The organism is Primorskyibacter marinus (assembly GCF_003313245.1).
In the GTDB taxonomy this organism is placed as follows: domain Bacteria; phylum Pseudomonadota; class Alphaproteobacteria; order Rhodobacterales; family Rhodobacteraceae; genus Primorskyibacter; species Primorskyibacter marinus.
This window is the reverse complement of sequence record NZ_QJSD01000014.1, coordinates 28,326-47,715: the sequence shown is the minus strand read 5'-3', so window position 1 is coordinate 47,715 and position 19,390 is coordinate 28,326. Positions and strand designations below refer to the sequence as shown.

Sequence of the window (19,390 nt, the reverse complement as noted above, 5' to 3'; positions counted from 1 at the left end):
CTGCTAGCCGTGCGTGTGGTGGCAAAGCTGCTGGAAGGATGCGCGTCTCATGTCTTTGGCAGTACCGCGCCGGGGTTCAGAATACCTGCCGGGTCCAGCGCGGATTTTATGGCGCGCATCGCCGACAGTTTCGCCGGGTCGCCGTAGCAGGCCAGATCATCGACCTTCAGACGCCCGATGCCATGCTCGGCACTGACCGAGCCTTCCATGTCATGCACAAGGTCATGGACGGCGCGGGTCAAGGCTTGTTTCCGATGGGCAAATTCGGCCTTGTTTCGGCCTTTTGGCGGGAAGATGTTGAAATGCAGATTGCCGTCTCCGACATGGCCAAAGCAATTCACCCGGAAATCGCCCATGGCGGCAATGGCTTTGCGGCCGCGGGTGATAAATTCAGGCAAAGCGCCCAAAGGGACAGAGATGTCGTGGCTGGCAATCGCGCCGATCTGCCGGTTGGCCAGCGGAATGGATTCGCGCATCGTCCAGAACTCGGCACGTTGTGTATCCGACTGCGCGACCAGCCCATCGGTGACCAGATCGGCCTCGAATGCGGCCACGAACAGCTCTTCCAGCGCTTCCGAGGGGACCAATCCGCGCGGCAGGCCCACTTCTATCAGGACCATCCATGCGGGCATCGGGTCAAAGGGCAGGCGGACATCCGGCATCTTTTCGGCAAGGAAATCGGTGCCGGTGCGGTCGATCAGCTCAAAGGCGCTGACGGCTTCGCCGATCTGGTCACGAGCCAGCGACAGCAACGCCAATGCGGATGCGGGATCGCGCACCGCCATGATCGCGGTTCCGCGCCCGGCAGGGACGGGCGACAGTTTCAGCGCGGCGGCGGTGATGATGCCCAACGTGCCTTCGGCCCCGATCAGAAGATGGCGCAGATCATAGCCGGTGTTGTCTTTGCGCAGCCGCCGGAGCCCGTGCCAGATTTGACCGTCGGGCAGGACCGCCTCCAGCCCCAGGCAGAGATCGCGGGCATTGCCATAGCGCAGCACGTTCACGCCGCCCGCATTGGTCGACAGATTTCCGCCAATCCGCGCGGTGCCTTCTGACGCCAGCGACAGCGGAAACAACCGCGACCCGGACTCTGCGGCGGCTTGCACATCGGCCAAGGTCGCGCCAGCTTCGGCGATCAGGACGTTTTCCTGTGGGTGGACGGCGCGGATCGCGGACATGCGTTCCAGTGACAGGACCAGCGTTTGCGGACCGTCACCGGACACCTGTCCACCGACGAGCCCGGTGCCGCCGCCGTATGGCACAATGCCCACCCGTGCGGCCTGACAGGCGCGCAGGATCGTCGCGACCTCTTCGACGGTGCGGGGCAGGGCGACCCATTCGGACGTGCCCACCCAAGCACCGCGCGGCTCTTCCAGATAGCGCGGCTCTGCGGGGCGCAGGGTGCCCTCAGGCAAGCCCTGCGCAAGCTGGTCGACAAATTCCGCATCGGCCGCGTTCAGCATGATAGTCCCCCGGTGTTTGCTGGGTCATCTTTACCAAACCGCCCGAGTGCTACAAGCAGAGTCGATGCGCTTGCCACCGCTGGGTTGGACATCCGCCTACACGGTCGTCAGCAGGAAAACAGGAACTGTGCGGCAAATCCCGGAACGTCCTGCGTGCAGATTGATGTGGGGCCGGAAATGCACCGTACCCCTCCGCATGACCGTCTACCGGGGGTGAAGGCCAAAGGCACCGAGGCGGATGTGGACATTAACAGGGCCAGCGGCAGTGATGCGGAACCTCCCAGTCTTTCGCCGCAATTGTACGCAATCAAAACGGCCTGGCATCCTAACGGTGACAGCCGTTTTCTCACGCGGCCTCGTAGTGGGTGAACACCTCGGTGCTGCCGTCTTTGCGGATCAGGAAAACATCATAGGCTTCGCGCGCATCCTCTGGTCCCATGCCCGGCGATCCGTAGGGCATGCCCGGCACTGCAAGACCGACGGCTTCGGGGCGCTCTGCAAGAAGCCTGCGAATGTCGGCCGTCGGGACGTGCCCTTCGATCATGTAGCCCTCGATTTCGCCGGTATGGCAGGACGTCATCTTCTGGGGGATGCCGCTATCGAGCTTGTGCCGGATCAGGAGGGTGCCGAAGCTGCGCTCGGTGGTGACTGTGAAGCCATCTTCGCGCAAGATCTTGATCCATGCCGTGCAGCAGCCGCAATTCGGGTCCTTCATGACGTGAATCGACAGCGCGTCCTGTGCCAGCCCGGCAGTTGCTGTCGCGGCGGCAAAGCTCGCAGCGCTGGCCATCATGGCGCGACGGGTAAGGGTCATGTGTTTTTCCTTTCAAGTGGAGTGGTTACGGATGCAGTCTTGTGATCTGTATCCGGTGTCTGTTTTGTGGCTGACCCTACCATATCTCTCGGGTCCGAAGGTCGAAAAAACAAAAGTCGCAGGGCGTTCATCGTCACCAGAACCGTAGCGCCGGTATCGGCGAGGATCGCGATCCAGAGGCCCGTTATACCAAGCACGGTGGTCACGAGGAAGACCGCCTTCAGCCCAAGGGCTATGGCGATGTTCTGGCGGATGTTCGACATGGTGGCACGGGCAAGCCGGATCTTTCCCGGCACGTCCGTCACGCGGTTGCGCAGGATCGCGCCATCGGCCGTTTCCAGCGCCACGTCGGTGCCCGACCCCATGGCGACCCCGACATGGGCGGCGGCCAGCGCAGGCGCGTCGTTGATCCCGTCGCCGATCATCATCACCCTTGCGTCGGACGTCAGCTCGCGGATGGCTGTGACCTTGTCCTCTGGCATGAGTTCCGAGCGCTGTTCGATGCCAAGCCCCTCGGCGATGGCCTGGGCGGTGCGGGAATTGTCCCCGGTCAGCATGACAGACGAGATGCCGAGCCTGCGAAGCTGCGCCACCGCGTCCGCCGCATCGGCGCGCGGTTCATCCCTCAGCGCGATCAGGCCCTGGGGCACGTTGTCCCGCAGCACGATCACCACTGTCTTGCCCTCGGCTTCCAGCGCCGCAACGCGACGCCGAAGGATGTCATCTATCGCAGCGCGCTCCTCTGCAAGCCGCGGCGACCCCACGCAGACGGTCACGCCGTCGATCGACGCTTCCGCGCCCTTTCCGGGCAGTGCCCGGCTGTCGGTGGTCGCGGCCACGTCGATGCCTCGTCGCTCCGCCTCTGCGCAGATCGCTTGGCCCAGCGGATGGCTCGCGCCGGCCTCGACACTGGCCGCAAGGGCCATCAGGTCGTCTTCGCCCCCGGTCAGAACGGACACATCCGTCACCCGAGGCTTGCCATGCGTCAACGTTCCGGTCTTGTCAAAGGCGACATGGGTGATCCGCGCAGCCGCTTCGATCACCGCGCCGCCCTTCATCAGAAGGCCATTGCGTGCCCCGGTGGACAGCGCCGAGGTGATAGAAGCCGGCACTGATATTACCAGCGCGCAGGGGCAGCCAATCAGCAGAAGCGCAAGTGCGCGGTAAATCCACTCGCCCCACTCTTGCCCGAAAGCCAGCGGCGGGACGATCGCGACCAATAGCGCGGCCCCGACAACGGCCGGCATGTAAACCCGGCTGAAGCGGTCGATGAAACGCTCGGTCGGCGCACGGGCGCTCTCGGCCTCCTCGACCAGCCGCACGATGCGGGCGATGGTATTGTCTTCGGCCGCTTTTGTAACCCGCACACGCAGCAGCGCCTCGGCATTGATCGACCCGGCATAGACCTCGGCACCCGGCTCCTTGAGGATCGGGACGCTCTCCCCCGTCACCGGGCTTTCGTCGACGCCTGATGTTCCGTTGATGACCTCACCGTCGCAGGGCACGCGGTCGCCGGGGCGCACCTGAACGATCTGGCCCACTTGAAGCCTTTCTGCCGATACCTCCCGCGTCTTGCCGCCCACCTCAAGCCGCGCTGTCTTTGGCACAAGCTTCGACAAGGCGCGGATGCTGTCGCGTGCCTTGCCGGCCGAGACGCCTTCCAGGAGTTCCCCGACAGCGAAGAGAAAGACGACGAGCGCGGCTTCTTCCGGCTCGCCGATCACCAGCGCACCACCGGCGGCGATCGTCATCAGCATCTCGATGGTGAAAGGCATACCGGCCCGCGTCATGGCAAAGGCCCGCTGCGCCACGGGGACAAGCCCGATCAGCGTGGCAAGAACGAAGGCCCAATGCGCGATTTCGGCAGGCACCACGAGACGCGACGCCCAAGCCGCCGCGAGCAATGCGCCGGTGCCAAGCACCAGGCGGCCCTTGGATGTCTGATACCACGACGGTGTCGGGACGGTCTCGGTTCCTGCCGTGTTGTCATCCTCCGGCTCCGGGTCTTCTTCCGCACCGGGGAACGCCCCGTCCGGCAGGACAAAGCCTCCCTTTGGTTTCTCCGGCCGCGCACCCTTGGGCGCGATGCCGAATCCCACATCACGCACCGCCTTCTCAATTCGTTCGGGGGAGGTCTGATCGGCATCCAGTGTCAGACGAAGCCGTTCGGCCATAAGCGCGACATCGACACCTTCGACGCCCGGCAGACGCTCGACCGCGCCCCGGACCTTTGCGGCGCAGGCCCCGCAATCCATGCCCGTCACCCGCCATTCGCGCTGTGCTGCCCCGCCGTCCGACATTGTATCTCTCCATCGTGATTCCCGTCGGAACCCGATATACGATCTACAGCAACTATAGGTTCAAGGCAGAATTCCAGTTTCTTGATAAATAACCTGACCCGTCCTCTCCCGAAGATCGATCGGTGCCGCCCTGCTGCGTATCCATCGCCCCACTCGTTCGGGTAGAGGGCGGCCAGTCCCGCCGCGTCTGGCGCGGCGACAGCGACGGCCGCACATAAACCTTTCTGAAGTCTCGTCATCTGCTCAGAATGCTTTGCGGTTTCTCATTTTGACGCTTGCATAGAAGCTACAGCAGCCTGAGGTTCAGGCTCTTTTCTGATCGCAAACATGCAAATAACCTGTTCGTGAAACCCTTGCCTGTCCGAGCGACGAAATCTACAATGGCTGTAGCAATCAGGAGGCTTCCCATGTTGTCGATCGGCACACTTGCCAAGCGGACCGGCGCGAAAGTACAGACGATCCGTTACTACGAACAAATCGGCTTGATGCCGGAGCCGGGGCGGACCGAAGGCGGTCAGCGCCGGTACGGCAACGCGGGGCTTGATCGTCTCGCGTTCATCCGCCACTCCCGCGAACTCGGATTTTCTCTTGAGGCAATTCGGGAGTTGCTGGACCTTTCGGACAGCCCTGAACGATCCTGCGCGCAGATCGACGCGGTCGCCCAGAGACAATTGCAGGAGGTCGAGGCCCGCATCACCCGGCTGAAGGCGCTTCGGATCGAGCTGCAACGGATGCTCAGCGAATGCAGTGCTGACCGGGTTGCCGATTGCCGCATTCTCGAGGTGCTGCGCGATCATGAGGAATGCCTGTCCAATCACGACGGGACTGGCATCTGACGTTGGCGGCGCTCATCTACCCGCTCGCTGCGCTGGCCGAAATCGCCGGTTGCTTCGCCATCTGGGCTTGGTGGCGGAGCGGTGCATCCGTGCTTTGGCTTCTTCCGGGCATTGCGAGCCTCGCGCTGTTCGGCTGGTTGCTTGCGCAGGTCGAGACTGGCTTCGCAGGGCGCGCCTTCGCGGCCTATGGGGGTGTCTATATCGCCGCCTCGCTCCTCTGGATGTGGGGTGCGGAAGGGCAACGGCCGGATTTCTGGGATTTTGCAGGCGCAGCCCTGTGCCTGATTGGTGCCAGCTTGATCCTCGTCGCCCCGCGTGCAGGGTGACAAAGCCCAAAAATCTACCGAGTTTCATAGCGCTGCAATCACGGCTTCCGCCCTGGCCAAAACGGCACTTTTGGGCGCTCGGGTGATCAGGGATGACCGCTTCCATGCCGTGAGGATCCGCTGAACCGCTAATGGAAGTCTGCTGAACTTATTTGTGACGAACGACACGTCAGAGGGTGGGCGGTATCGCGGATGCCAAAGAGCCAGAGCTTATTGGCAAATGCATCGGGAAGAAAGATGTCAGCCGGTTTCGGTGCGGCCGCGCCGATCCATGCGCAGCGCGGAATAAAGAACATGCGTCCGCCAGCGTCCGTTGATCTGAAGATAGCTTTGCGCCACGCCTTCATATTTGAAACCGCAGCCTTCCAGCACCGCCCGCGACGCAAGGTTTTCCGGGAGGCAGGCGGCCTCCAACCGGCTAAGGTCCATCCGGGTGAAGGCGTGATGCTCGATCGCCCGGATCGCCTCTCGCATATAACCGTGCCGTGCAAATGGTGCGCCGATCCAATAGCCAAGCGTGCCCGATTGCGACGGGCCGCGGCGGATATTGTCCAGTGTTATGGCACCCAGCAGCATGTCATCCTCGCGCCGGATCAGGAACATCGGCAGTGCCGTGCCGCCGGAAACAGAGCGGGACGCCCAGTAGACACGGTTCGTGAATGCCTTGCGGCTGAGATGGTCATTGGACCAGGTGGGTTCCCAGGGCGTCAGGAAATCGGCGCTGTCATGGCGCAGGGATGTCCAGGCATTGAAATCCGAATGCTGCGGCGGGCGCAGGGTCAGTCTTTCGGTCTCTATCCTGACCTTGCGCCGGGACAGCAGCATCAGGCCACCCGGCGGGCCTGCAAGTCATCGATCGTCGGCGCGGTGCCGATCGGCCCGTAAAGCGCCAGCGCGGTAGGGGCAGAGCTGGCGATGGCACCTGCAAAGTCGCGCACATTCGGCAGGGTCACGGCCTCTATCCGCGCCACGGTTTCTTCCAGCGGGGGGATGCGCCCCCAGATCTGGATCATCCGTGCATGACGTTCGGCGCGTGAGGACGGGCTTTCCAGCCCCATCAACATGCCGGCCTTCATCTGCGCGCGGGCACGTTCGACCTCGGCCTGCGTCATGTCGTCCGCGGCGCGCTTCAATTCGTCAATCGTCAGCCCGATCAATTCGCCCAACTGTTCGCCACTGGTGCCGGCATAGATCGTGGTCATGCCGGTATCGGCATAGGCACCGGTCTGCGCAAAGATCGTGTAGCACAGCCCGCGCTTTTCGCGGATTTCCTGAAACAGGCGCGAGGACATGCCGCCGCCAAGCGCCACAGACCAGATCTGCGCGGTATAGATGCTGTCATCGCGGTAGCCGGGCGATTCGAATGCCAGTGCGAAATGCGCCTGTTCCAGATCCTTGTCGCGGCGGAAATCCCCCCCCGAGAAGCGTGCAGGCACCGCGACGGCCGCATTGCGCGGCTTGAGATCGCCAAAAAGATCCTCGGCCATGGCAACGATGGCGTCATGGTCCACGGCACCGGCGGCGGACAGGATCATCTGGTCGGGGCCGTAATGTTCGTTCACGAAGCCCGCCAGATCGTCCCGGCTGAACCCGCTGACGCGGTCAACCTCGCCCAGAATGGTGCGGCCCATCGGCTGATCGGGGTAGGCCCGTTCCTGCAACCAGTCAAAGATCACATCGTCCGGCGTGTCATGCGACTGGCCGATTTCCTGCAAGATCACGCCACGCTCGATCTCGATTTCCTTGGCATCGAAAACCGGGTTGAGCAGAATATCCGCGATCACATCCATCGCCAGTGGCACATCGGCCTTCAGCACACGCGCGTAATAGGCGGTAACCTCGCGGCTGGTATAGGCGTTGATATAGCCGCCCACATCCTCGATTTCCTCGGCGATCTTCAAGGCGCTGCGCGTCTTGGTCCCCTTGAAAGCCATATGTTCAAGGAAATGCGCGATACCGTTCTGTTCCGGTCGCTCATGCCGTCCGCCAGCTGTCACCCAGATACCGATAGCCGCGGATTGCAGGCTGGGCATGTGTTCGGTGACGATACGGAAGCCATTGGCAAGCGTGGTGGTTCTGACGGTCAATTGGCAAGTCTTTCGCGGATAAGGGTTTCGAGGGCCCCAAGATCGTTTTCAATCCGGGTGACGCGTTCGGGCCGGTCATACAGGTCCGCCATGCGTTCGGGAAGCCCCGGACGCATACCGCTGGCCTTTTCGACCGCATCAGGGAATTTAGCCGGATGCGCGGTGGCCAGTGTGATCATCGGCGTGGACGGGTCGCGCTGTGCTTCGGCAACCTTGACGCCCACGGCAGAATGCGGGCATAGCAGTTCGCCCATGCTGGCATGGGCGGTTTTGATCGTGGCCAAGGTTTCTTCTTCGGACACGCGACCGGAATCGAAGTTTTCCGCGAGCGCCTGAAGCGCGCCCTGGCTGACTTTGAACCCGCCCGATTTCAGTTCGTCCATCAGTTGCGCCACGGCCTTGCCATCGCGCCCATATGCATCAAACAGCGCGCGTTCAAAGTTGGAGGATACCTGAATATCCATCGACGGGCTGATAGAGGGGCGCACCTCGGAGGTGTGGTAATCGCCCCCCGTCAGACACCGATGCAGAATGTCGTTCTGGTTGGTCGCGACCACCAGCCGGTCGATGGGCAGACCCATGCGCTTGGCAATGTAGCCCGCGAAGATGTCGCCGAAATTGCCGGTCGGCACGGTAAAGCTGATCTTGCGATCAGGCGCGCCAAGGCTGACAGCGGAAGAGAAGTAGTAGACAACCTGCGCCAGAACCCGCGCCCAGTTGATCGAGTTCACACCGGCCAGCCGAACCTCGTCCCTAAAGTCGAAATCGTTGAACATATCCTTGAGCCGCGCCTGACAGTCATCGAAATGCCCGTCCATCGCCAGCGCATGCACGTTGGATTCGGCCGGTGTGGTCATCTGGCGGCGCTGCACCTCGGACACGCGGCCATGCGGGAACAGGATGAAAACGTCGACCGCATCCAAGCCACGGAACGCTTCGATCGCCGCCGATCCGGTATCGCCGGAGGTGGCACCGACAATGGTCACACGCTCGCCGCGCCGGGTCAGCGCCTCTTCGAACAACTGCCCGATCAATTGCATGGCAAAGTCCTTGAAGGCCAGTGTCGGCCCGTGGAACAGTTCCAGCAGGAAATGATTGGGTGCCAACTGCACCAGCGGCGCGCGGGCGTTATGCCCGAACCCGGCATAGGCCTTGGCGATCAGATCGGCGAACGTCTCGTCGCTGAACGTGTCGCCCACGAAAGGACGCATGACGCGAAAGGCGATTTCCTCGTAAGGCAGGCCGTTCAGGGCGCGAATATCTGCGGCGCTCATCTGTGGGATGCTCTCGGGCACATATAGCCCGCCGTCACGGGCCAACCCGCTCAGCATCGCCTCTTCGAATGTCAAAGCGGGGGCGCTGCCCCGTGTCGAGATATATTTCACGTTCTTCGGCCTTCCTTGCCTTTGCGCAGCCGCAGCACATAGGCGGCAGACATGATGAGCCAGATCGCGGCCAGCGAAAACCACGTTATGGCATATTGCAAGTGATCGTTCGGAATCCCGCTGATGTCCACCGGCAGCGGCGTCAAACCGGGCGCTTCGGGGGTTTCGCTGCGCGCGATCACCAGAAACGGTTCGGTGTCCAGTTGTTGTGCCATCGCGTCGATGTCCCGCGCGAACCAGATATTACCGGGGATGTCATTGTCGGGCGTTGCGCTGTTGCGGTCGTCGGGCCAGTGCAGGTTCCCGATGATATGAGTCTTGCCGGTGCGGTGGGTCTGATCCTTCTCCTCGACCGGAACAAAACCGCGATCCAACAGGATGGTGCGGCCCGCATCCGTGGTGAAGGGCGCAATGATCCGGTAGCCCGCACCAACGCGTTTGACCGATACCAGCACATGCAATTCGCCCGCGCCGATACTGCCGCGCAGATCGACCGGGCGGTACTTTTGCGCCTTGGGGTCGGGGGTGACGGGCAGGGGGATGGGATCGCCCGCAATGGTGGATTCAATCCGGGACAGCACGCCACGTTTCCAGTCCAGACGCTGCATCTGCCAGACGCCAAGCGACAGCAGGATCGCGGCACAGACCGCAGCGAAAATCAGGGTCAGATAAAGGCGCTTCACTAAAGACGGGTCCGTTCCATGAAAAAAGGCGCGCCCGGATGGACGCGCCTTGGTTTATGCCTTTGCGGTGCCTGAATTCAACCGCAATCGGCGAGACGCTCAGCCGGCCCAGATGTAGACGACGGCGAAGAGGAACAGCCAGACCACGTCAACGAAGTGCCAGTACCAGGCCGCCATTTCGAAGCCGAGATGCTTTTCCTGGGTGAAATGCCCCTTCAACAAGCGTATCAGACAGATGAACAGGAAGATGGTGCCGATCACCACATGCGCGCCGTGAAAACCCGTCGCCATGAAGAAGTTCGCGCCATAGATGTTGCCCGAGAAGCCGAAGGCCGCGTGGCTGTACTCGTACGCCTGGAAGATTGTGAACAGCACGCCCAGAACGATGGCAATGACGAGGCCCCATTTCATGTCCTCGCGGTTGTTCTCATGCACAAGCGCGTGGTGGGCCCATGTCGCCGCGGCACCCGAACACAGCAGGATCAGCGTGTTGATCAGCGGCAGGTGCCAAGGGTCGAATGTCTCGATCCCGGCGGGAGGCCAGATACCGTCCACGGCAGGGCTGAGCGGACCCATCGGGTACATGGCGTGTTTGAAGATCGACCAGAACCAAGCGGCGAAGAACATCACTTCGGAGGTGATGAAGAAAATGAAACCGTAGCGCAGGCCGATGGCAACAACCGGCGTGTGGTCGCCAACATGGCTTTCGACCACGACATCCGACCACCAGCCGAACATGACGTAAAGTGTGGCAACGACGCCAATCACAAAGACCCAAGGGCCATTGTCGTGGAACATCAGCACCGCCCCGAAGAGCATGACAAATCCCGCGACGGCGCCCAGAAGGGGCCAGATCGAGGGGTTCAGGATGTGGTAGTCGTGGTTTTTGACATGGGCCATTGCGTTTCCCTCGTGGCTTGGCTCAGTTTACGTTTTTTTCGTTGGCGGGACCGTCTTCCAGCGCGGCCTGCGCCTGTTCGGGCAGGTCGATCTGGTGGAAGGTATAGGAAAGGGTGATGTGGTTCGTATGCTTCGCGTCGCGATCATCGACGATTTCGGGATCGACGTAGAAATTGACCGGCATCTCGACGCGTTCGCCGGGTTGCAGGACCTGCTCGGTGAAGCAGAAACACTCGATCTTGTAGAAGAAGTTACCAGCGGAATAGGGGGCCACGTTATAGCTGGCCTGACCGGCGATGGGCTTGTCGGTGGGGTTGTAGGCCTCATAGAAAGCCAGACCTTCTTCGCCGATGCGCAGCGTCATCGTGCGTTGCATTGGCTTGAATTCCCACGGCATGTCACGGTCGGTGCTGGCGTCAAACCGGATCTTGATCGTCTGATCGAGAATGTCGGCCCCTGCGACAGTGGCGACATTGGTCACCCCGCCAAAGCCGGTGACGCGACAGAACCAGTTATAAAAGGGCACAGATGCCCAAGCCAGCGCGCCCATCACGACGACGACGCCGACCAGCTGTGCAGCGGTCTTGTTTTGTCGATTCATGGTCATCAGTTTTGTACTTCCGAACGAGGCGCTTCGTAGTCGCCGCGCGTCACCTTGACCACGGTCAGGCCGAAAACGATGGCGATCACTGCGACCAGCACCAGACCCACACCAAGGTTGCGGCCAAAGCGGCGCTTGTGGATTTCATGTTGTTGACCAAAGCTCATGCCCAACCTCCAAGGCCAAACCGGGACAGCCCGGCTTCGATCAGAATGGCGCCGAAATGCGCGAAAAGATACAGCAGGGACAGCTTGAAGAATTTCCGCTCGGCCGCAAAGTTGTCGGCCTCGCTCATATCTTCGTCGCGGCGCCAGATGTCCACCGCGCCCTTCAGGAAGAGCGCGTTCAGCACCACGGCCACGGACAGATAGACGGGCCCGCCGACAGAGGTGAACCCGGTGCCGATGGCAAGCGCCGCCAGCAGGATCGTATAGCCAAGAATGTGGTTGCGGGTGGCGCGGCGGCCGTGGGTCACGGTCAGCATCGGCACGCCGGCATCGTCATAATCGGACCGCATGAACAGTGCCAGCGCCCAGAAATGCGGTGGGGTCCACATGAAGATCAGGGTGAACATCAGGATTGATTCGGGCGCAATGCCGCCGGTCGCAACAGCCCAGCCGATCATCGGAGGGAATGCGCCGGCCGCGCCACCGATCACGATGTTCTGGGGGGTCCAACGCTTCAGCCAGATGGAATAGATGACGACGTAGAAGAAAATGGTGAAGGCCAGAAGGCCCGCCGCGACCCAGTTTGACGCGAGGCCAAGGAAGATGACGCCAAAAGCGGCCAAAGCAACCCCGATGGCCAGCGCCGTGTCGCCGCTGACGCGGCCAGCGGGGATCGGACGGTTGCGCGTACGTTTCATAACCGCGTCGATATCGGCATCCCACCACATGTTGAGCGCGCCAGACGCGCCGCCGCCGATGGCGATGAAAAGGATCGACACAAACCCGATGAACGGATGCACCGGAACGGGGGCGGCCAGCAGGCCGACAAATGCGGTGAACACCACCAGCGACATCACGCGCGGCTTCAGCAAGGCGAAGTAATCGCCAAACTGTGCTTCGTTCTCATAGGCGTGGTTGTCGATGCTCGTATCGGTCATCTCGGTCTCCGGTGCGGCGGGGGCAGGCCCGTCCGCAAAGCAGGGGCGGGACGGCGGAATGTCCGCCGCCCGTGTCAGGCTTAGTTCGCGGCTGCCACGTCATAAGACAGTGGCTTGCCTGCATATTCTTCGATAGCGCCCTGAAGCCACTGTTCGTAGGCTTCTTCGCTGACGACCTTCACGGTGATCGGCATATAGGCGTGGTCCTTGCCGCAAAGCTCGGAACACTGGCCGAAATAGACGCCTTCCTTCTCGGCGGTGAACCACAGTTCGGCCAAACGGCCGGGAACGGCGTCCTGCTTTACCCCAAAGGCCGGGATGGTCCAGGAATGGATCACGTCACCGCCGGTGACCTGCATGACGATGGTCTTGCCAACCGGTACGACCACCGCAGTATCCGTCGCGAGCAGGAATTCATCCGCGCTATAGCCTGCTTCTTCCAGCATCGCCACGACCTCGGGGGTTTTGACGTAATTGCCGCCGGTCGCGGGCTGGCCGATCATGTAGCTGTCAAAGCCGAACTCGTGATCGACATATTCATAACCCCAGTACCACTGGTAGCCGGTCACCTTGATGGTGACGTCGCCTTCGGGGATTTCCTGCTGCTTGAACAGCACCGGCAGCGAGAACGCGCCGATGAAAACCAGAATGACGATTGGCACAACGGTCCAGGCGATCTCCAGCGGGGAGTTATGGGTAAACTTCGCCGGGGTCGGGTTGGATTTTTCGTTGTAGCGGAAAATGATGTAGAACAGCAGGCCGGTTACAAGGACCACGATGGCGGTGATGATAATCAGAATCATCCCGTCCAGCCAAAACAGGTCGCGGGCCAGTTCGGTCGCCGCGGGCTGAAAGCCCATTTGACCGGGCAATGGTTTGCCAATGATCTCTAGGCCGTCCTGCGCGGCGGCAGGCATTGCGTAAAAGGCCGCCATGAGGCCAGTCAGCGTGGATTTCAGTCGCATGTGTCACCCTGATCGGTTGCGTGTCTTAGTCGGTCAGGGCGATACCACGAACATCTGTCGCGGGGCACCCCATTGTGTTGTCGCTGCTTAAAACCATATTCTGTGGGACAGATAAAGAAAGTTGCTTGCGGCAAACAGACGCTTTCGTTGATTTAGATCAAGTTTCCCCAGAGGTTTCCATGTCCGATACACCATTTCGCCCTTTTGATACACTGCTGGATGAGGGGCGTTCGCTGGCGCAACTGCGGACAGCGCTTGATGGCGCCGAGGACGGAGAGCTGTTTCTGGAGCGTTGCAGATCCGAAATGCTGATGTTCGACGATGGCCGGGTCAAAACCGCCAGCTATGATGCGTCCGAAGGGTTCGGCCTGCGCGCAGTGCGTGGCGAAGTGGCCGGATACGCCCATTCGACAGAGATTTCCGAATCCGCCATTGCGCGGGCATCGGAAACTGCTCGGCTGGCTGTGGGCGATGGCGGCGGCACTTTGGCCGAACCGCCCCAACACACCAACCGCAGGCTTTATACTGATGCCGACCCGATAGCGGGCGCGTCGTTTCCTGTGAAGCTGGACACGCTGCGCGAGATCGATGCCTTCGCCCGCGAACTTGATCCGCGCGTGGTGCAGGTTACGGCCTCGATCGCGGCATCCCTGCAAGAGATCACCATTCTGCGCCCCGATGGGGGGACAGTGTCCGACACGCGTCCGATGACCCGCGTGAACGTATCCGTGATCGTCGAGGATGCCGGCCGACGCGAGGCCGGTACCGCAGGCGGCGGTGGGCGGCTTGGTCTGGACGGAATGCTCGATCCGGCGGACTGGCAGGCCAAAACCCGCGAGGCCCTGCGCATCGCCACCGTCAACCTGTCGGCAGAGCCTGCACCTGCTGGGGTCATGGACATCGTGCTGGGGCCGGGCTGGCCGGGTATTTTGCTGCACGAGGCCATCGGGCACGGGCTGGAGGGCGATTTCAACCGCAAGGGCAGCTCTGCCTTCGCCGGGTTGATGGGCCAACGGATCGCCTCGCCGGGGGTGACGGTGCTGGATGACGGCACGATCCCTGACCGGCGCGGGTCCATCACGGTTGACGATGAAGGCACACCGTCCGCCAAGAATGTGCTGATCGAGGACGGCATCCTTGTGGGCTATATGCAGGACCGGCAGAATGCGCGCCTGATGGGCGTGGCTCCCACCGGGAACGGTCGCCGTGAAAGCTATGCCCATGCGCCGATGCCGCGGATGACCAACACATATATGCTGGGGGGCGAGGCCGATCCTTCGGCCATCGTCGGCGATCTGAAAGACGGGATCTGGGCCGTGGGCTTTGGCGGTGGGCAGGTGGACATCACCAACGGCAAGTTCGTCTTCTCCTGCACCGAGGCCTACCGCGTCAAGAACGGCAAGGTCGGTGCCCCGGTCAAGGGCGCGACGCTGATCGGCGACGGGGCCACGGCCCTGATGAACATCCGGGCGCTTGGCAACGACATGGCGCTGGATCCGGGCATGGGCAATTGCGGCAAGGCCGGGCAGTGGGTGCCGGTAGGTGTGGGGCAGCCGACGGTCATGATCGGTGGGCTGACAGTCGGTGGCGCTGCGGCCTAGGACGATCTGAAAGATCGAGGCGTGGCGATTCGCGGTGCCTGGACGGGGGGCCGTGTGTCTATGGGCTGTGGCAGGTGTCTGCTCCTCACCATAGGTCAGTTGACTATCCTTTGTTTTCAATCGGTTGCATTTAAGTTTGAAGATTGGGGGCTGAGACGGCCAACCGTTCACGCCCCATTAACCACCCGTGCGTACCAATTGGATCAGCAAGAAGACGGGGACATGATGACCAAGGACGCACCTTCCACTCACCCCCCACTCCCACCCACCACGGAAGCCGAAAGGCTGTCATGTCTCCGTCTCTTGCGATCACGCCGGGTTGGCGCGACCACATTCCACCGGCTGATGCAGGAACATGGCTCTGCCGCCGCGTCACTGGAAGCACTGCCGAGAATCGCGGCCGCCGCTGGTGTGACGGATTACGCAATCTGTCCCGAAGGCGTGGTCATGGCCGAATATCGCGCAGGCAAGGCGGCTGGTGCGCATCTGCTGTGCTGGGGCGATGCTGCCTATCCCGAAGCGCTCCGCGATCTGCCTGATGCGCCGCCATTGCTATGGGCGATGGGCGATTCGGCTTTGCTTACGCGTCCGATGGTGGCGCTTGTCGGCGCGCGCAACGCTTCGTCTTTGGGGACACGCATGGCACGCAAGCTGGCCGGCGATCTGTCCGATCTGGGCTATGTCGTGGTGTCCGGCCTGGCGCGGGGCGTGGATACTGCGGCGCATCTGGCCAGCCTTCAGGGTGGCACCGTCGCGGTTCAGGCCGGGGGCGTGGATGTCATGTATCCGGCGGAAAATACGCGTCTGGCCGAAGATATCTTGGCCAATGGCGGGGTGCGCCTGTCCGAAATGGCGATGGGCCTGCAACCGCAGGCGCGGCATTTCCCGGCGCGCAACCGGATCATTTCCGGGCTGGTTCGCGCGGTTGTCGTGGTCGAGGCTGCGGCCCGATCCGGATCTCTTATCACCGCGCGGTGCGCGCTCGATCAGGGGCGAGAGGTGCTGGCGGTGCCGGGCCATCCTTTCGATGCGCGTGCAGGCGGGTGTAATATGCTGATCCGCGATGGTGCGACGCTGGTACGCTCTGCCGAGGATATCGTCGAGGCGCTGCCGCAGATTGACGCAGCGCCGCAGCAGGCTGAACTTGACTTGCAGCCTGCCGCCCCGGCGTCAATGCCGAAAGCGCCCCGCCCACGGCGAGTGCCGCCAAGCGACATGCCAAAACCCAAACGCAGCCTGAAACAGATCGCGGCGCTGCACCAAATGATCCTTGACCGCCTGGGGCCGTCCCCGGTGGCGGAAGACCAGCTTATCCGTGATCTCGGCGCGCCGGTCCAGTCCGTGACGCCAGTGCTGATTGATCTGGAGCTTGACGGAAAGCTCCGGCGTCAACCCGGCGGGTTGCTGTCGCGGGGATAAACCGCCTGTCGTGTCGGCGGGATGGTGCCATTTCAGGGAGAGTTTAAAGCCCCCCACGATGCGACGCGCGGACCGACGCATTGACTTTTTCTTCTTGCAGGACACATGTTGCGCCGCCATATGCCCCCAGTAACCAATCAGTGAGGTTGTCCGCAACATGCCCGTCGTCGTCGTCGAATCCCCGGCCAAGGCCAAGACAATCAACAAGTATCTGGGGTCCGACTACACGGTTCTTGCCTCTTACGGACACGTCCGCGATCTGCCGGCAAAGAACGGATCGGTCGACACGGACCATGATTTCGAAATGAAATGGGAGGTCGGCACCGATAGCCGCAAGCACGTCAAGGCAATTGCCGACGCGCTTGCCAAGGACAACGCCCTGATCCTCGCAACCGACCCTGACCGAGAAGGCGAGGCGATCAGCTGGCACCTTGAAGAGACGCTGCGCAAGCGCCGTGCCGTCAAGAAGGACACGCCGGTCAGCCGGGTCGTGTTCAACGCCATCACCAAAACGGCCGTGACAGAGGCAATGAAGAACCCCCGGCAGGTCGATGCGCCGCTGGTTGAGGCCTATCTCGCCCGCCGCGCGCTGGACTATCTGGTCGGGTTCAACCTGTCGCCAGTGTTGTGGCGCAAGCTGCCCGGCGCGCGCTCTGCCGGGCGGGTGCAATCGGTCTGCCTGCGGCTCATTGTCGAACGCGAAATGGAGATCGAGGCGTTCCGCCCGCGTGAATACTGGTCCGTCAAGGCGCTTCTGACCACGCCGCGCGGGCAGGAATACGAGGCGCGGCTGACAACCCTCGCCGGCAAAAAGCTTGACCGTTACGATATCGAGAACGAAACGCAGGCCGAACTGGCCGTGCAGGCCGTGACCAGCCGCGACCTGTCGGTCGCCTCGGTTGAGGCCAAGCCTGCCAGCCGCAACCCATCGGCCCCATTCATGACCTCGACCCTCCAGCAGGAGGCCAGCCGCAAGTTCGGCATGGGTGCGCGGCAATGCATGAACGCGGCGCAGCGTCTGTATGAGGCCGGGCACATCACCTATATGCGGACCGACGGTATTGATATGGCACCGGAGGCCGTGACCGAGGCGCGCGACGCCATCAAGGATCGTTACGGCGCGGAATATGTGCCCTCCAGCCCGCGGGTCTATAAAAACAAGGCCAAGAACGCGCAGGAAGCGCATGAATGTATCCGCCCGACCGAGATGACCAAGGACGCGGCGGCGCTGAAATTGACCGACTCCGATCAGCGCAAGCTGTATGATCTGATCTGGAAACGCACGCTGGCCTGTCAGATGGAAAGCGCCCGGATGGAGCGCACGACCGTGATCGTCGCCAGCAAGGATGGTCAGGTCGAACTGCGCGCCACCGGACAAGTGGTCCTGTTTGACGGCTTTCTGCGCGTCTATGAGGAAGGCCGCGACGATGTGGCCGCCGATGATGACGACAAGCGGCTGCCGCAGGTCCATCAGGGCGAACCTGCCAAATTCGGCACCGGCGACGCGCTTCGGACGCAATATGACAAGGGCGACGACAGCGTGGTCGACACCTCTGCGGGGATGCTCAAGAACGGTGCCGCCGTGCTGGCCGAAAATCAGGCTGTTCTGGCGCTGCAATCGCATACCCAACCGCCGCCGCGCTATACCGAGGCGACACTGGTCAAGAAGATGGAAGAGCTGGGCATCGGGCGTCCCTCGACCTATGCCAGCATTGTCACCACGATTCAGGAACGCGAATATGTTCGCAAGGAACAGAACCGCCTGATCCCCGAAGACAAGGGCCGGATCGTCACGATCTTCCTGCTGAATTTTTTCAAACGCTATGTGGAATACGACTTCACCGCGGCACTTGAGGGCGAACTGGATGACGTGAGCGCAGGCGAAAAGGACTACAAGGAACTGCTGGCGCGATTCTGGCGCGATTTCTCGGCGGCAATTTCCGAGACGTCGGATTTGCGCATTGCCGAGGTGTTGGACGTGTTGGACGACGCATTGGCACCGCAACTATATCCGCCGCGCGAGGATGGAACCGATCCGCGTATCTGTCCCAAATGCGGGCAGGGGCAGTTGCACCTTAAATCGTCGCGTACCGGTGGCTTTGTCGGATGTGGCAACTATCCCGAATGTACCTATACCCGTCCGATTTCAGGCGAAGGTGCCGATGGCGAAGAAAAGCTGCTGGGCGAGGATGCGGGTGACGAGATCTGGCTGAAATCCGGCCGCTACGGTCCCTATGTCCAGCGCGGAGAAGTCACGCCGGAAAACAAAAAGCCCAAGCGGTCTTCGCTGCCGCGCGGCTGGAACAAGGACGAGATGACGCTGGAAAAGGCGGTGACGCTGCTGTCCTTGCCACGCCCTATCGGCATGCATCCCGAGGGCGGCGAGATCAGGACGAATTTCGGCCGTTTCGGTCCGTATATTCAGCATCAGTTGCCCGATGAAGCAAAGCCGGTTTACGCAAATCTCAAGGATCCGGCGGATGTATTTGAAATCGGCATGAACCGTGCGGTCGAATTGCTGGCCGAAAAGCGCGCGAATCCGGGGCGTCGTGGCACAGCCGCCAAGGCATTGCGCGAAATGGGTGATCACCCAGATGGCGGAAAAATCTCTGTCATGGAGGGACGTTACGGCCCTTATGTGAAGTGGGAAAAGGTCAATGCGACCCTTCCCAAAGGGACAGAGCCAGAGCAGCTGACGATGGAAACCGCGCTGGAACTGATCGCTGCAAAGGCGAAGGGCAAGAAAAAACCTGCTGCCAAGAAGCCTGCTGCCAAGAAGACCACCGCCAAAAAGCCTGCCGCCAAGAAAACGACCAGCAAGACAGGCGCTGCAAAGAAACCCGCTGCAAAGAAACCCGCAGCCAAGAAGCCTGCGGCAAAAACGGACGACTGAGGGTCGCAAATG

Annotated in this window: 17 protein-coding genes; 5 read left to right on the top strand and 12 right to left on the bottom strand. The window is 61.8% G+C overall.

Annotation, left to right across the window (positions count from 1 at the left end; all coding sequences use genetic code 11):
- Positions 1–47: 47 nt before the first annotated feature.
- From DMZ65_RS14935 to DMZ65_RS14925, 3 genes are all read right to left on the bottom strand, one after another.
- A complete protein-coding gene (locus tag DMZ65_RS14935; RefSeq protein ID WP_116599677.1) occupies positions 48–1,463 on the bottom strand; it encodes an FAD-binding oxidoreductase in 1,416 nt (471 codons plus the stop codon).
- Between the two features lie 346 nt (positions 1,464–1,809).
- Positions 1,810–2,277, bottom strand: a complete 468-nt coding sequence (locus tag DMZ65_RS14930) for a DUF411 domain-containing protein (RefSeq protein WP_116599676.1) — start codon at positions 2,275–2,277, stop codon at positions 1,810–1,812.
- Positions 2,274–4,577, bottom strand: coding sequence for a heavy metal translocating P-type ATPase (locus tag DMZ65_RS14925; RefSeq protein ID WP_232825012.1), 2,304 nt, complete (start codon positions 4,575–4,577; stop codon positions 2,274–2,276). Before DMZ65_RS14925 ends, DMZ65_RS14930 begins: the two co-directional genes overlap by 4 nt.
- A 407-nt stretch (positions 4,578–4,984) precedes the next feature.
- Between DMZ65_RS14925 and DMZ65_RS14920 the strand changes: the two genes are divergently transcribed.
- A complete protein-coding gene (locus tag DMZ65_RS14920) occupies positions 4,985–5,413 on the top strand; it encodes a MerR family transcriptional regulator (RefSeq protein ID WP_116599675.1) in 429 nt (142 codons plus the stop codon).
- A complete protein-coding gene (locus DMZ65_RS14915; RefSeq protein ID WP_116599674.1) occupies positions 5,380–5,739 on the top strand; it encodes a YnfA family protein in 360 nt (119 codons plus the stop codon). Before DMZ65_RS14920 ends, DMZ65_RS14915 begins: the two co-directional genes overlap by 34 nt.
- A gap of 240 nt (positions 5,740–5,979) precedes the next feature.
- Here the strand turns inward: DMZ65_RS14915 and DMZ65_RS14910 are convergent, their stop codons facing one another.
- The 9 genes from DMZ65_RS14910 to coxB all read right to left on the bottom strand — a co-directional run bounded on the left by DMZ65_RS14910 (position 5,980) and on the right by coxB (position 13,465).
- Positions 5,980–6,564: a GNAT family N-acetyltransferase gene (locus tag DMZ65_RS14910; protein WP_084353347.1), complete on the bottom strand. Its 585-nt coding sequence runs from the start codon at positions 6,562–6,564 to the stop codon at positions 5,980–5,982.
- On the bottom strand, positions 6,564–7,826 hold the full coding sequence (locus tag DMZ65_RS14905; RefSeq protein ID WP_116599673.1) for a M16 family metallopeptidase: 1,263 nt from the start codon (positions 7,824–7,826) through the stop codon (positions 6,564–6,566). The genes DMZ65_RS14910 and DMZ65_RS14905 overlap by 1 nt, the downstream gene beginning before the upstream one ends.
- The gene (thrC, locus tag DMZ65_RS14900) at positions 7,823–9,211 is read right to left on the bottom strand and encodes a threonine synthase (RefSeq protein WP_116599672.1); all 1,389 of its coding nucleotides are present in this window, start codon (positions 9,209–9,211) and stop codon (positions 7,823–7,825) included. Before thrC ends, DMZ65_RS14905 begins: the two co-directional genes overlap by 4 nt.
- Positions 9,208–9,894 (bottom strand): SURF1 family protein, encoded by a 687-nt coding sequence (locus DMZ65_RS14895; protein WP_232825011.1) that lies wholly within the window; start codon positions 9,892–9,894, stop codon positions 9,208–9,210. The genes thrC and DMZ65_RS14895 overlap by 4 nt, the downstream gene beginning before the upstream one ends.
- 99 nt (positions 9,895–9,993) lie before the next feature.
- On the bottom strand, positions 9,994–10,794 hold the full coding sequence (locus DMZ65_RS14890; protein WP_116599671.1) for a cytochrome c oxidase subunit 3: 801 nt from the start codon (positions 10,792–10,794) through the stop codon (positions 9,994–9,996).
- A 22-nt stretch (positions 10,795–10,816) separates the two neighbouring features.
- A complete protein-coding gene (locus DMZ65_RS14885) occupies positions 10,817–11,401 on the bottom strand; it encodes a cytochrome c oxidase assembly protein (RefSeq protein ID WP_116599670.1) in 585 nt (194 codons plus the stop codon).
- Entirely contained in the window at positions 11,401–11,562 is a 162-nt protein-coding gene (locus DMZ65_RS19730) for a cytochrome c oxidase system small membrane protein (protein ID WP_179141489.1), read from the bottom strand. Before DMZ65_RS19730 ends, DMZ65_RS14885 begins: the two co-directional genes overlap by 1 nt.
- On the bottom strand, positions 11,559–12,500 hold the full coding sequence (gene cyoE, locus DMZ65_RS14880; protein WP_116599669.1) for a heme o synthase: 942 nt from the start codon (positions 12,498–12,500) through the stop codon (positions 11,559–11,561). Before cyoE ends, DMZ65_RS19730 begins: the two co-directional genes overlap by 4 nt.
- A gap of 80 nt (positions 12,501–12,580) precedes the next feature.
- Positions 12,581–13,465 carry a cytochrome c oxidase subunit II gene (gene coxB / locus DMZ65_RS14875; RefSeq protein ID WP_116599668.1) on the bottom strand — a complete coding sequence of 295 codons (885 nt, stop codon included), beginning with the start codon at positions 13,463–13,465 and terminating at the stop codon, positions 12,581–12,583.
- 179 nt (positions 13,466–13,644) lie between these two features.
- Here coxB and tldD point away from each other — a divergent pair, with 179 nt between their 5' ends.
- From tldD to topA, 3 genes are all read left to right on the top strand, one after another.
- On the top strand, positions 13,645–15,066 hold the full coding sequence (gene tldD, locus DMZ65_RS14870; RefSeq protein WP_116599667.1) for a metalloprotease TldD: 1,422 nt from the start codon (positions 13,645–13,647) through the stop codon (positions 15,064–15,066).
- Between the two features lie 225 nt (positions 15,067–15,291).
- Entirely contained in the window at positions 15,292–16,485 is a 1,194-nt protein-coding gene (gene dprA / locus DMZ65_RS14865; protein WP_116599721.1) for a DNA-processing protein DprA, read from the top strand.
- 157 nt (positions 16,486–16,642) lie between these two features.
- The gene (gene topA, locus DMZ65_RS14860; RefSeq protein WP_116599666.1) at positions 16,643–19,378 is read left to right on the top strand and encodes a type I DNA topoisomerase; all 2,736 of its coding nucleotides are present in this window, start codon (positions 16,643–16,645) and stop codon (positions 19,376–19,378) included.
- Positions 19,379–19,390 lie beyond the last annotated feature (12 nt).